Source organism: uncultured Finegoldia sp., assembly GCF_947252345.1.
Classification (GTDB): Bacteria; Bacillota; Clostridia; order Tissierellales; family Peptoniphilaceae; genus Finegoldia.
Map to the genome: position 1 here is coordinate 1 of NZ_CAMXVC010000037.1, position 15,050 is coordinate 15,050.

11 protein-coding genes are annotated in these 15,050 nt (G+C 29.4%); 2 read left to right on the plus strand and 9 right to left on the minus strand.

Annotation, left to right across the window (positions count from 1 at the left end; all coding sequences use genetic code 11):
* Positions 1-86 precede the first annotated feature (86 nt).
* The 7 genes from Q0X02_RS07140 to Q0X02_RS07170 are packed head-to-tail and all read right to left on the minus strand — an operon-like array spanning position 87 to position 11,818.
* Entirely contained in the window at positions 87-1,556 is a 1,470-nt protein-coding gene (locus tag Q0X02_RS07140) for a hypothetical protein (protein ID WP_297813654.1), read from the minus strand.
* Positions 1,540-2,946 carry a HAMP domain-containing sensor histidine kinase gene (locus Q0X02_RS07145; protein WP_297813657.1) on the minus strand — a complete coding sequence of 469 codons (1,407 nt, stop codon included), beginning with the start codon at positions 2,944-2,946 and terminating at the stop codon, positions 1,540-1,542. The genes Q0X02_RS07140 and Q0X02_RS07145 overlap by 17 nt, the downstream gene beginning before the upstream one ends.
* A complete protein-coding gene (locus Q0X02_RS07150; protein ID WP_297813661.1) occupies positions 2,946-3,635 on the minus strand; it encodes a response regulator transcription factor in 690 nt (229 codons plus the stop codon). Before Q0X02_RS07150 ends, Q0X02_RS07145 begins: the two co-directional genes overlap by 1 nt.
* Before the next feature lie 36 nt (positions 3,636-3,671).
* Positions 3,672-6,581, minus strand: a complete 2,910-nt coding sequence (locus tag Q0X02_RS07155) for an exodeoxyribonuclease V subunit beta (RefSeq protein ID WP_297813663.1) — start codon at positions 6,579-6,581, stop codon at positions 3,672-3,674.
* Positions 6,574-9,249, minus strand: coding sequence for a PD-(D/E)XK nuclease family protein (locus tag Q0X02_RS07160; RefSeq protein ID WP_297813666.1), 2,676 nt, complete (start codon positions 9,247-9,249; stop codon positions 6,574-6,576). The genes Q0X02_RS07155 and Q0X02_RS07160 overlap by 8 nt, the downstream gene beginning before the upstream one ends.
* Positions 9,242-10,861: a nucleoside kinase gene (locus Q0X02_RS07165; RefSeq protein WP_297813668.1), complete on the minus strand. Its 1,620-nt coding sequence runs from the start codon at positions 10,859-10,861 to the stop codon at positions 9,242-9,244. Before Q0X02_RS07165 ends, Q0X02_RS07160 begins: the two co-directional genes overlap by 8 nt.
* A complete protein-coding gene (locus Q0X02_RS07170; protein WP_297813671.1) occupies positions 10,862-11,818 on the minus strand; it encodes an RluA family pseudouridine synthase in 957 nt (318 codons plus the stop codon).
* 59 nt (positions 11,819-11,877) lie between these two features.
* Here Q0X02_RS07170 and Q0X02_RS07175 point away from each other — a divergent pair, with 59 nt between their 5' ends.
* Positions 11,878-12,267: a hypothetical protein gene (locus Q0X02_RS07175; RefSeq protein ID WP_297813674.1), complete on the plus strand. Its 390-nt coding sequence runs from the start codon at positions 11,878-11,880 to the stop codon at positions 12,265-12,267.
* On the opposite strand, the gene Q0X02_RS07180 is transcribed toward Q0X02_RS07175, so the two are convergent.
* Together Q0X02_RS07180 and Q0X02_RS07185 are read right to left on the minus strand one after the other, a co-directional pair.
* Complete coding sequence (locus Q0X02_RS07180; RefSeq protein WP_297813677.1) at positions 12,268-12,798, minus strand: DUF6648 family protein; 531 nt, start codon at positions 12,796-12,798, stop codon at positions 12,268-12,270.
* A gap of 97 nt (positions 12,799-12,895) precedes the next feature.
* Positions 12,896-13,894, minus strand: coding sequence for an asparaginase (locus tag Q0X02_RS07185; protein WP_297813680.1), 999 nt, complete (start codon positions 13,892-13,894; stop codon positions 12,896-12,898).
* Between the two features lie 143 nt (positions 13,895-14,037).
* On the opposite strand from Q0X02_RS07185, the gene Q0X02_RS07190 reads away from it, so the two are divergent.
* The gene (locus Q0X02_RS07190) at positions 14,038-14,973 is read left to right on the plus strand and encodes a substrate-binding domain-containing protein (protein WP_297813683.1); all 936 of its coding nucleotides are present in this window, start codon (positions 14,038-14,040) and stop codon (positions 14,971-14,973) included.
* Positions 14,974-15,050: the final 77 nt, after the last annotated feature.

Genomic DNA, 15,050 nt, shown 5'->3' on the forward strand with positions numbered 1-15,050 from the left:
TTTTGGCATACAAAAACCCCTCCATCCGTATTCCGGATTTTGGGGTTCAGGTCATTTGACTGTCTATTTTGATTTAATATTCTATTTTATTTTTGATTAGTGATAAAAGACGAAGGAATTTTTTCGTTATTCCTAAACTCTTTTTTCCAAATTTCAGAATAATTTCCCACTGCCCACTCACTCATTATTATAGAATCGTCTTTGGAAATTGGTATACTTCCAATAAATTTATTGTTGTTCGAGTAATCATAAATCAATATTTCATCCGGTGTTTGCACAATCAAAATTCTCTTATCCGGAGACGAAAAAGCATCTATCGCGCTGGATTTTAAATTTTTAATTGATTGCCAGTTCATCGACAACTCATCAGGCGAAATATTTAAATGTGAAACAATATTCAAGTTTACATTTTTTAATTTTATATCATTATTCTGTTTAAAAGTATACTGAGTTTGGTAGCTCCATTTTCCAGAATTTCTTACAATGCCAATGTTTTTGTAATTTTCATTTTTCCCGTCTATTGAAACATCTACATTTGAGTTTGTAAATTCCTCTGCTATTGAGTTTTTCAAAGAATTGACAGCCTCTTTACCACCTATCTGCTCAATATTTAATTCATTGTTATTGCTCATTTTGTCGATATCAAAAATCGAATACTCTTCAAACTGGTCTTGTTCCTTCATAACTGAAACATATTCAGGACCAAGATAAGTTATTTCAGTAGGTGAATCAAATTCTAATTTTCGATTATCTTTTGAATTATCTCCTGAATATACAGGTTTAGCGAGAAACTGTTCTACATGATTATTGTCAAATTCGTTTTGATTGTATTTCATTATCCAAAAACCATTTTTCCTCGGAAAAAACAGTGATGATGTTTGATAAATTTGTGCGCTATTATTCTTGTTAATATCCAATAAAATTGTCCTGTACGATAGGCTACTTTTCCCATTTCGCGCTACTTTGTTTTTAATTCCCAACAAGAGCGCAATATTTTCTCTGTCTTTTAGATTGTTGTTCTTATTTTCGCTGTATTTATTCTCATAAGATGACTGATAGTTTTCAATAAATGACCTGCTTACTTTATTTTCAGTTTTTTTCATGTAGTACAAAACACCGTTAAACGGCAAAATAATATTATTTTTATCCATTACTACAATATCTTGGTAGAATTTACTTCCATCTGAAATTGTCACAACAACTTTTTTGTCTTTCTGAAAATTTTTACTTATGTTTTCGTCATTAGTCTTTGCGTTCAAATAATTTTGTACACTTACAAATTTAGATGAAAATTTTGGATTTATTGTAAATCTATTGCCAAATACTACTATAGATTCATCGACGTATAATTTTCCTATTTCATCCGCTGCTTTTGGCTTTGAATCTGAAAAATTTTGCTTTTTTTCGATTTTCCACACGCCAGCTGTAATCAACATATTATTTTCTGGAACTTTTACATTTTCTACAGCTGATTGTTCCTTGTTTCTAAACATAATAAAGACAATTAACAAAATCAATACTATTGTTCCAATAAGTATACTAGTTGTTTTTCTCATCTTCATCATCTCCTAAAGGAAGTGTAAAGGAAACAGTTGTTCCTTCATCTAGTTTTGATTTAATCATCAATTCACCGTTGTGTAGCTTTACTATTTCTTCGCAAATGGACAATCCCAATCCTACGTGAGAGTTCGAGTTAGAGCCCTTGTAAAATTTTCCCGTAACTAATTCTATTTCTTCGAAAGAAATTCCAATTCCCGTATCAATTATCGAAACTTCTGCAAATTTTTCATTTCTTTCAATATTAATTATAATAGTACCCTTGTCTGGAGTGAATTTTATGGCATTGTCCAAAATGTTTATAAAAACTTGTTTGATTCTGTCGCGGTCAAATGTTGCGATGAGTTCCGGGCTTTCATAATTTAAAATCAAATCAATTCCTTTCGCTCTGACTTTTGGAAGTAATTGATTTTTAATGTGTTCTGCGAGTTCGATTAAATTTTGTTTTGTCTTGACAATTGAAATTCGTCCAGAAGTAAATCTTGAAAAATCCAACAATTCTTCTACCATAGTTGTAAGTCTGTCACATTCACTGTCTATTATGTCAATTCCCATTGTAGTAGTTTCCAAATCCGCTGGGTCATATTTTAATGTCTGAGCCCAACCTTTTATTGATGTCAAAGGTGTTCTTAGTTCGTGAGATACGCTCGAAATAAATTCATTTTTCAATTGCTCTTTTTTGTTAATATTGTCTGTCAATAAATTCAACGTCATCGCTAGTCTTCCGATTTCATCTGAATTATTTTCCTTTGCTCTAACCTCAAAATTACCTTTTGCCATTTTCTCAGCAACTTTTGCGAGGTTGTTGATCGGTTTAATGATACTCTTTGTCAAAATTTTACTGATAAGCATACTAAACAAAATTACCAAAAATCCGAACAAAGAAAAAGATACAGATTTCATTCTTATCGCACGGTCAACTTCTTTTAAGCTTGAAATATATCTCAATATTCCAACTTGCTTGCCCCTTGATTCCAGAGGAACCGAAACTGCCATAATATTTGAATTTGTGTAGCCAACCTTTCCGGTGTAGCTTCCATTTTGTCCATTTGATGCGCTTACAACATCCGGAGTTTTGATTTTTTGTCCTAAATTCGGACTAGCAATAGAGTCGAATACTACAACTTGATTATTGTCTAATATTTGTACTTGACAATCTGTTTGCCTGTAAAACTGATTTTTGTCTTCTGCGATTACTTCTTCTAATTCATAATCTGCCATGTAAGAACTATACAAATTCGTTGAGTATCTTATTTCATTATTCAAAATGCCTTCCATTGTAGAATAATAGTAAAATTTGGTAGCATATATCGAAAAAATAACCAAAATTATCGCAGTGATACTCGTCAAAAAAACGAATGAGTACATTATTTTATTCTTGATGCTCATTATTTTTTATTTTCCCATCTATAACCCACTCCCCAAACTGTTACGATATATTTTGGATGAGTAGAATCTTCTTCAATTTTGCTTCTCAATCGTCTCATATTCACATCGACAATTTTTGCATCACCAATAAAATCTTCCCCCCACGCTTTATCCATCAACTCATCTCTGGTAATAGCTTTTCCAGGATTTTTCATCAATAATTTGACTATATTTAATTCCGTTGGTGTCAGTGTTATTTCTTTTCCATTTTTGTAGAAACTTCTCGAGTACATATCCAATTTGAACGTTCCATCTTCGATAATTTGGCTGTCTTTTTTTGCAGTTGGACTTCTTCGTAAAACAGATTTAATTCTCAAAACCAATTCTCTCGGATTAAATGGCTTAGTTAAATAATCATCCGCTCCTCTTTCCAATCCTTCAATTTTATCATTGTCTTGTGTTTTTGCTGTAAGCATAATAATAACCAAATCAGGATATTTGTTTCTCAAAATTTTACAAACTTCAAATCCGTCTATTCCAGGCAACATTATATCCAATACCGCTACATCAGGTTTGTTTTCTTCGGCTAATTCCACTCCTTTTTCTCCAGAATCTGCTTCCAAAATTTCAAACCCTTCTCTTGCTAAATTTATTTTCGTAAATTGTCTAATGTTATCTTCATCTTCTACTAAAAGCACTTTAATACTCATATTACACCTCTTGTATTATTATAACTCATAAATTTGCTAATTCAATTTTTTCAAATAGTTATTCAAAAACTTTTCAACTTCTATTTCAAAATCTCCGTTGTAATTGGTTTCAATAGTATAGCCCTTTCTCAAATTCACAAGAACCATTTTGATTTTTTTCTTGTATTTTTTGTTCAGTACATAAGCATAAAATTTTAATTGAATATGGTATTTTTCGTACAAGGATTGTTTTGATTGTGAACTTATTTTGTAATCATATACTTTTATCTCGTCCTCATAAAATTCAACTCTATCCATAAAACCGGAAATCATCAAATTTTCGAACATTAAATTAAAATCCATTTCATTTTTGTAATTTGAAAAATCTGTGATTATTTTTCTAAAATTTCCGACAGCATCTTCAAATATTTTGTGCTCCTTTTCATTTAAAAAACTTGTTTCTTTCAATTTAACGAGATTTTTCCCGTCGAATAATTTCGCATACAAGTGCACCAAATTTCCCAGTAATATATAATTTATATTTTCATTATTTTGAAAAGAATCTTTATCATTATCTGTTGATTCATTTTTCATCATATTTGTTATGCCAATCGGAATGAATTTCTTTTGTTCAAATTTTTTCGGATTGACAATTTGTTTTGAATGGTTTTTCTGTTTCAAATCAAAGCTTTTATCATTTTTATTTAATATTTTGATTTTGCCTTCTACTCTTAAATCATCTACAAACTGACTTATGTTTTTAAAGTGTCCTGAGTTTTTGGAATTTGAAAATGACAATTGCTCCTTTGCCCTTGTAAATGCGGTGTAGTATAAATTGTCATTTTCATATTCATCTGCCTGTGCTATTGAGTCTTTGATGTGATTTTTCCTAAAAATTGAAAATGGAAAATCTAGTGCGAAATAAATCTTCTCATTTTCATTATCAACATAAAGGAAGAATTTATCTTTTGATGTTGTAAATTTAGAAACATTGTCCACGATTACATTTTTAAATCCTAATCCTTTTGACTTGTGAATTGTCATCAATTTTACTAGATTGCTCTTTTCGTCTTCGTAAGACATTTGATAGATGTTTTTGTTATTTTCGAAAAAACTAACGAAATCATCAACGCTGTAATTATTGGAGTCAAATTGCTTAGCTATTTCCAAAAATTTTATGACATTTGCTCTTTTTTGTATGTCATTCAGTAGTTCAAAATACTTTATTTCTTGTATATAATTGCTCAAAGCAAAATAAATTTTGTGCTGCATCAAATTGTTCAGAAATTTCTCTGAATGTGTATCCAAAATTTTCTGAATTTGTTTGAAATCATCAGTGTCATTTATTATGTCATTATATTCTATATTGTAAATATTAGAAAGCACCCCGACTTTGCTGATATCATCCTGGTATCTAGCGTATTTGATAAATTGAATGAGATTCAAAATTTCGATACAATCTTCCAATCCTTGTTTGTCAAAAAGATAATAAGGAATATTCCTATCTTTCAAACTTTGTTCGTAATACTCTAAATCTTGTTTGGTCCTAGCTAAAATTGCAGTATCGTTGAAATTTTTTTCATCTATATAAGAAACTAATACATTGCAAGAATCATTGTGTGTTTTTTCATCTTTGGTGTTTTTCTTAAATTCGTCTTCTCCAATCACATCGCCTGCTGGATTTTTTGCAATCAATTTGTCGTATCGTTCTTTCATTTTATTAGAATAAATGTAATTTATTGGTTCCATTATATTTGGATGCGTTCTGTGATTTTCATAAAAAGTGATATCTTCACCGCCGCTTTTAATAATGTCTTGTCTGGTTTGATTGAACACTTTGATGTTAGCGCCTCTAAAACTGTATATTGCTTGTTTAGGGTCTCCAACCACGAACAAATTATTTCTGTCTAATTTTTCATCATCACTGCAAAGCGTATAGAATATGTATCTTTGAAGATTGGATGTGTCTTGAAATTCATCTATCATAAAGAACTGATACTTATTTTTTGAATTTTGTAAAATCTCTCTGTTTTCTAGGACTTTTTTGCACATTAATTCGATATCATTAAAATCAAGTACACCAAGTTCTGTTTTTTTCTCGGAATATTTTTCGTCAATTTCTATTAATAACTCAAAAAATTTCTCATACAAAACAAAATCACCTTTTTCCAAAGGCTTAAGAGTTTCTTCAATTTTTTTATTTACTTCGTCAATTATTTCTCTTACGTTTTCCTTCGTGCTATCTCCTATTTGGTTGTAACTTTCAAACAAAAAACGGATGTAATCGTCGCTATCAGTTAGTTGCCTTTCATCATTTAAAAATTTATACAGTTTGCTGTTTTTTTTGATATCCTTGATGTTTTCACACTCTTGTTTTAAATCAAAAAGAAAACTTTTCAAAAAAATGATATCTTCAGCTTTGAAATCTTGTAAAGATTTCAAATAATCCAACGTTTGATTTTTCAATTCATAAAAATCAACATTATTTGTTCTCATTTTATAATAAGAAGATTTCACAACTCCAACTGTATCGCTGTAATTTGTCTGGAAAATACTTCCTATTGATTTGATAAAATCAATGTTATTCTGGGAGATTTCTCCGACAATCTCATCAACCATTTTGTTCTGTTCATTTTCTTCAAATATTTGAAATCCAGGGTCAATAGACAGATAATACGAATTGTCTGAAACTATTTTTTTGCAAAAAGAAGATATTGTGGATACATTTATATCATCTATTAATTTAGGATTGTTCAACTTTTTAATTATTCTGTCCTTCATCTCATCGCAAGCTTTGTTGGTGAACGTTATGCAGACAATTTTCTTGATGTCAACACCGCTATCGTACATATACTTGAATCTTTCCGACACAACTTCAGTTTTTCCTGTTCCCGCACCTGCATTAACACAAACATTTTTGTCGATAGTTGAAAACGCCAATTTTTGATTATCTGAAAATTTAATCATTTACTATCTCCTTTTGATTTCTTAATCTGCAAATCTTACTATAATCACAATAAACGCAAGTTCTATCGTCGTGTGCTTTTATGAATAATTGCTTATTTTTAAGGTTATCAATAAACTCATTTGTTTTTTCGATTACGATATCATCTAGTTCTTCAGGTTTTATATTTTGTAGAAATTCATATTCATCATTATCCTGGATGCTTTTGTATTTGCAGCTTAAAACATTTCCGTATGATTTATAGATTGCAAATTGAAATCCTTCGTTTTTTTCCAAATCTTGTAACTTTTTGAAGCTATTATTTGAAAGTTTGTAATCTATAAGCCTGATATTTCCATTATCTGATTTATCAACTCTGTCAATTCTTCCGCAAAATGTATACGAACCTATCTTTACTTTAAATTCTTCTTCTAACTTGAAGGGATAGAATTTTTCAAACTCTGTTGTCATTTTATTGATATCTTGTTTAATAAAATCATCGAGTTTAGTAAGATATTTTTCATAATCAAATTCATTTTCTTTTATATTGACATTAAGTCCATATTTTTCAAATGAATTTTTCAACAATTTATCTAAGCTTGATGTATCTATGTCTGTACAAGAATCCACAGCGTTTTTTATTTTCTCGATATTAATACCGTAAAATTCTTCCAAGGTATTGTGAAGAACATTTCCCAAAACTAGATTTCTTGATTTTGAATCTGATTTTAAGTTCAAATAATATTTAAAATAAAATTTCATCGGACATTGAAAGTATGTTTCTATCTTTGTCGGCGATAATTCTCCTTCAATAATCTTTCTTGTTGTTTGTTCATCAACCACAAAATCCTCAATGTTTTTGGCTTCGGATTTAGTTTCAATTTGATTTAAATAATTTTTAAGTGAGAATTTGTCATATCTCGTTAAGGTAATATTTTTTCCTATCTTGTTTTCAATTTTATTGGAAATTTTAATTGCTTTTTTTGTTTTTTGATGGCTTAGAATTTGTTTTTCGGATAATAATCGAGATTTTATTTTGTTTTCAGTATTATATGAAATATAAAGCTTGTTTTTTACTCGATATATCGCATCAAAATACCTGTCAATATTACGCTGTCTGTTGTCTTTGTCTGATAAAACATCAACAGATTTTCCTTTGAGATAGTCTATATTATCTTCGTTAAAGAAAAAATTGTAACTCACTTTTCCAGGGATTACATCGTCGTTCATATTTACAATGTAGAGAACATCATATTCTGACAATCTAATATTTGTTAGATTGTAAATTCTGATTCCATCTACTAAATAATCTGCTGAATCCACTCTCAAATTCACAATTACATCTGTCAGATATCCTTCAATGTTTTTAATCTGTTTTACAAGCTCGTCATAAGTTTTTTGCAATTCTTGCAAAATAATCAGTAATTTTTCTGTGAATAATTTATAATTTTGTTCTTCAATCTCCGTGTTTTCTAGTATTTTTACAATATTGGCAATTAATTTTTGATTGTCGCAGTTGAAAAAATCGTAAAGTTTCTTAAGTTCTTGACAAATTTTTATATTGATTTCATAATTCACATTTAATTTCAAAATTTCAGATAAACTTTCCCAATCATCAAATTCATAATCAATCAAAATATTTCTGAAATTGATTTTGTCGTTCAATTCAAAACACAATAAACAACTGTCCAACATAGAAAATATATACTGTTTAAAATTCTTTGATTTGTCCAGTAAATTAATAATATCCGAGTATATTTTAAAATCGCTGTGACAAATATAATCATCACTAAAAACCGGGATTCCTTTGTTTTTTAGCGTATTTATGATTTCTTTTTTTGTTTCGTCTTTTTCGACAAGAATTGCCATCTTATCGTAATCATATTTGAATGAATCTGCTGATATTTCATAAATCAATCTATCTTTTTCCAAGATTTCATTTGTTATTTTAACTATTTTTTTATCCAATATTTTGCAATTTTCTGTACTATCTGTAGAATCTAGCACTTCGAAACCAATTTCTTGTAATTTTGTTTTTAAGTTAGATTTATAATCACTGTAATAATCAATAAAAATATTGATATTCACATCAAAATTTTCTAAAAATTTAATCGTTTCCAATTCAATAGGCCTAAATTCACTGAATCCGTGAATATAAATATCCTTGCTTTTTTGAAGATTAATATTTTTGCACTTGTAATAATCAAATTTATCTGAAATATTTTGATGATTTAAAATTGATTGGTATTTTTCGTAAATTTTAATCAAAATCCCTATACTGATGCTGTAGTTGTCCCATTTTCCCAAATCAATTTCATCTTTATTTGAATATTTACATATTGATATGAATTTTTTGGCAGCGTCAATCAATCCTTTAGATTTGAAAAATTTGTTATCTTCGAAAACCCCTTCTTCAATTAGAGACTCTATCGATAATCTTATAATCAAATCGGTCATATACGAAGAAATATCCGATGCACTGACCAAATCATCAAACGTCCAAATCTTAACATCACACAAAACAGATTGTTTTTTCAAAAATTTGTTTCTTATGTTTTTGATTAATTTTCTATTTGGCAAAATCAAAATAAAATCAGTGTTATTTTTTTCGATTTGTTTCTCTAAAAACGAAATATTTTCATCAAATAATTTCGATGAGTTTTTGTTCGTGTAAAGCAATCTTTTACTCATTATAATCTCCTATAAACTCATTTAAAATTGAGTTTTGGGGAACTACGGAATCATCCGCGATATCTATAAAATAGTTTAATATTGATTTTAATCGTTCTATTTCTGTGTAGTTTTCTCCGTATTTGTCATAATTTTTCACTAATTTCGTGAAGTATTTTTTCAAAATATTAATCTCATATATTAATGAAGAATCTATAACACTGTCTGCCTCATTTTGATATGCAAAAATATTTTTGTATTCAGCATCGTGAACTCTAGGCCACTCAGATAGAGTATCATCGACGCTTTTATCCCTTTGAACAAAGTCTCTGACCATTCTTCTAATTAGTCTCATATCCGTTGTGGAAATCCTGTTGTGGCAGTCAATGCGAAGCTGCGTTAATGCAGAAACGTAAATTTTGTATTTATTTTTATCTGGAACAAGCTTAGTCAATTTTGGATTCAAACCATGAATACCTTCAATTATTATAATGCCATTATCATCTAATTTAGTTTTTTTATCACTAAATTCTCTCTCACCTGTAATGAAGTTAAAAATTGGCAAAGTGACATATTCGCCCTCTAATAAATTCATCAAATTCTTGTTGAAAAGTTCTAAATCCAGGGCTTTTATTGATTCATAATCTTTATTTCCTTCGTCATCCAAAGGGGTATCTTTTCTATTTACAAAATAATTGTCCATTGAAATAGGAATTGGCTTTTTCCCTCTTACCGCCAATTGAACAGACAATCTCTTTGCCATTGTAGTCTTTCCAGAAGACGATGGCCCTGCTATTTGAACCAATCTTGCATTGTTGTATATAATCTTGTCCGCGATATATGAAATTTGATTTTCAAAATAAGCCTCGTTGACACTAACCAAAAAGTCAATATCTCCCTGTTTAATCTTCTCATTCAAACTTCCGACATAACCAATATCCAACATATCTGTCCATTTTCTTGATTTTTCAAAAATTTTAGACAATGATTTTTGTTCTTTAAATTCACTAAATTCGCCATTATTGCTAACTGATATTACAATTCCAGGATAGTAATTCATTATTTTATAATGCTTCAAATATCTTGTTGAAGGCGCAACAAATCCTTCAATCCCGAAATAATGATTCATACATTTGTACAAAAATATTTCTTTTTTGTCGAGACTTTTGAGCAAGCGAAATTTTTGAACGTAGCCTTCTTTTTCAAATATATCAAACGCTTTTTCTCTCGATACTTTTATCCTTTCAATCTCTAAATTCTTGAAAATCAAATCATCCATTATTGACTTTATTTCGTCCAAATCTTTGTAGTGTATCTCCTTGTTATTTTGAAATTGAAGATACATATAATCTCCAATTGTGTATTCCTCTACCAATTGTTCATCTGGAAATTTAATTTTGAATGCCAATAGTAAAATCATAATCCCCGTCTTCATCAGAGTATCTTCTACGTATGGGCTTTTCTCGTCCAAAAATTCCAAAACATCATTATCTTCAACATAGCTCATAATATCAACGAGTTTATTGTTTTTTAGTGCTACGATAGAGTCCCCAAACCCACATTTTTTTGCAAAATTGTATATAGTTGTGTTTTCAAATTCATAATTTTTATCTGTGTTTTTTATCTTAAACATTTACTTCTCCAAATCCACCAATATATTATTGAATAAGTCATCTCTTTTACTTTCAAAAACCATAGATTCGTATTTTTTGTATTTTCCCATACAATCTGGAAAAATCAGCTTGTATGAATGAAGCAATTGAAAGTTCAATCCGTATTTTTCTTTAAATTTTTTATTAATATCTTTTCTTCCGTACTTTTTATCCCCAACTATTGGATGATTAATGTATGCCAAGTGTGTTCTTATTTGATGAGTTCTTCCAGTTAATAAATCAATGTTAACCAGAGAATAATCCCCAAGATTTTCAACATTCCAAACTTTTGTAACACTTTTTTTGCCATCCTCATCTACCAAGGATTTGTTCTTATTCTCGTCTTTTTCCAAAGCTAAATCTATTGTTTGATTTTCCAGATTACCCCACACAATCGTTTCGTATAATTTTGTTATATCTCGATTTTTAAACATCTGATTAAAATATTTTAAGCTATCGTAATTTTTTGCTCCCACCAAAATACCCGAAGTATTTCTATCTAGTCTATTTACAAGAGCTGGAGTAAACGTCTGATTTTTGCTCGGAGTAAATTGCTTTGTTTTAATCAGATAAGCTACCATCATATCCACTATATTTTTGCCGTAATCTTCACGAGTAGCCGCATGAGATAATACGCCAGCTTTTTTATTAATCACTATCAAATCTTCATCTTCGTAAATAATATCCAAATCAAAGTCATCTGCTGAGTAAATCTTGTTGTCAGTGTATTTTGTAATAACCTCTTCGTACAAATAAATATCAACAACATCATCTAGTTGAAGATTGTAGTCTGCATCGACTCTTTTTTTGTTGACCTTAATTTTTTTAGTACGTATTAGTTTTTGAATGTGATTTTTCTTAATTTTTGGCATTAGTTTCATAATAAACCTGTCAATTCTTTGATTGTAACTGAAATTATCTATTTTGATATGTCTCATTTTAACTCCTATTTGAAAATTACCTTAAAAATCATTATAATTAAAGAGGAAGGTGAACTATGAAAAACTTAGTAGATGGCATAATTGACTTTATTTATAAATTCGCAAAGATTTTGTTTTTGTTATTAATATTATTCGCTACGACTTTTTTTGTGTATAGAACTATAAATCATATGTTTAACAAAAATTATCAAGAAAGTTCTACATACTCAAAAGAATTAAATATCAAGCAAATAACAGACGAAGTAAAAAACATAGAGATAACCATACCGCCTGAGGCAAAAGACTTGGATGTGTCCAAGATTTTAATAAGCGGAAATATCATTAAAGATGAAAATGAGTTTTTGAATTATCTAAAAGAAAATAAAATAACATCATTTAAATCAGGCAATTTTAAATTAAACAAAGATATGCCAATAGAACAAATAGCTAATACAATAAAAAAATAACTAGTATCCCTCGTTGACGTAAGAATCGATGAGGGATGTTTTTTTTACCGGATTGAACACATTATGCTCAACAAGCTTTGCTTTTATTTTTTCATTTACCGTGTGAAAAATCATCTTTTCATAATCCTTTAGAACTATTTCGTATAGATTATCTCTCATTCTGTAAGATAAAATATCAATATAATAAGCCTCTACATTTTTAAAGTCAATCAATTCCAAAATTTTTAAAATCGTATTATCCTTTTGAAGATAATAATTTCTACATTTATTCAAATACTCATTGTATTTTTTTTGCTTTTTGTTTTTATACTTATTAGCTAAAATATTGAACTCTTTCGCCTTAGAATTATAGTATTGATAATTAAATATACCCTCATTTACCGTTTTAATTGTAATAAAAGGTCGTAAATTGAAACTTCCAATCAAAGAATTATTCTTTGATATAAAATCTTTTTTGCTTAGCTTACCCATATCCAATAAATCTATGAGTTCATTTCTTTTTTCAACAAACAAATCCACATTTTTTTTCATAATATTCCTCTAATTAAATTATAATTCATATTTTAAACTTTTCAAAATTCACAATAAAAAAACAATAAAACAAATTTGTCTTATTGCTTATAATTTTTTATTCAATTATTGAAATATCGTGATTAATAACAGAATAAAATTCCTCTTTTATTTTGTCGATATTTCTATTGTGTTTACCCATCGCATACATCATTTTGCACACTACTGATTCAAGAGTCATATCTTTAGATTCTAAAACTTCTAATTTTTCTCTTATTCTCATTCCCACTTGGTACACTCCAATATCGGAACCTTCTTGAGGAACCTGTGTCGTCATTACGATTATCTTATTTGTAGAATACTGGTCGATTAATTTTAAAAATTCCTCCGCAATGCTAGCAGGCATTCCACCCACTCCATAACTTTCGACAATGATACAATCGTATTTTTCGAAAATCGCCGCTAAAATATCGCTTCTGATGGATGGAATTAACTTCAACAAAAACACACTTTCATCGACTTTATCGTAAAATTTGACTTCATTATCCGATTTATCATCAATGTATCTTAGAACTTTTCCATCATGGATTATTGCAATCAAAGGATAATTTATAGAATCAAAAGCGTCAAAACTTTTCGTTCTAACTTTTCGTGCCCTATTTCCACAAATAACTTTTCCATTAAACACAATATTAACACCGTGGGATTTTTCCTTGCTCGCAAAAATCAACGCATCTATTAAATTGTTCTTTGCATCCGTAATATCATTCGAAATCGACTTCTGAGCACCTGTGATAACAATAGGTTTCTGACTATTTTGAATCAAATATCCCAAAGCGGATGCGGTATATGCCAATGTGTCAGTCCCGTGAGTAATTACAAAACCATCATATTTGTCATAACTTTCTTTTATAGTATCTTTAATCATTATCCAATGTTTAGGTCTGATATCAGTAGAATCTATGCTGAATAAACTTATTGTATCTAATTCAAAGTCAAATTTTTTGAATTTAACATAATTTAATATATCTTGTGGTTGTAGTCCAGGTGCCAATCCTTTATTAGTATTAACTGATGCAATCGTGCCCCCCGTTGTGATTAATAGTAATTTTTTCATAAACCCCTCCTAAAAATAGTATAACACTTTATTTTTAAAAATTATCAACAAATAACTTTACACACAATTTACATTGATATTATATGGATTTTAAAATTTATATGTATTCTATTAGTAAATTAAATTAAGAAAGGATGATTTATTTGAAAATCAAAAAAATTATGTTAGTTGCTATGATGCTTGTATTTGGAGTATTTTTGGTAGCGTGTGCAAAACAAGATGATGGAAAATCGTCAGACAACTCAAACAAAACAGAAAATGCTTCTACTGATTCTAACTCTGATAAAAGCGCAGGAGGCGAAATCCACGTTGTATCAAGAGAAAATGGTTCAGGTACAAGAGGAGCCTTTACAGAAATAACTAAAATATTGGAAAAAGGTGCTGACGGAAAAGAGCAAGACAAAACAACAGCTTCTGCAATCGTACAAAACAGCACCAACGCTGTTATGATGACTGTCGGTCAAGACAAAGATGCCATTGGATACATTTCATTGGGCTCATTGAACGACAAAGTCAACGCAGTTAAAATCAACGGTGTCAAAGCAACTTCTGAAAATGTTCAAAAAGGAGACTACAAAATATCAAGACCTTTTAACGTTGCTTACAAAGGAGAATTAAAACCACTACCAAAAGATTTCTTAGATTACATTCTTTCAAAAGAAGGACAAGAAATTGTAAAAAAACAAGGCTACGAACAACTTCCTGAAAAAGCTAAACCTTACAACAAAAATTCACAAAAAGGTAAAATTGTACTAGCGGGCTCAACTTCGGTCTCTCCATTAATGGAAAAAATCTCAGAAAGCTACAAAGCAATGTATCCAGAAGTGGAAATCGAAATCCAATCAACAGGCTCTTCAGCTGGTATGAACTCAGCTATAGAAGGTGTTTGTGATATCGGAATGGCTTCAAGAGAACTAAAAGACAAAGAAAAAGAACAACTAAAATCACAACCCATCGCAATTGATGGAATAGCAGTTATTGTAAACAAAGAAAATACCAACACAATGGATTTAACTTTAGAACAAGTAAAAGATATTTTCACCGGCAAAATTACATCTTGGTCAGAAATTTCTAAATAACCCCTATCGAAAAGCAGATTTCTTTGACCTGAACCCGTAAACACGGAATAATTTAATAATATTTTATGCGGAATGTA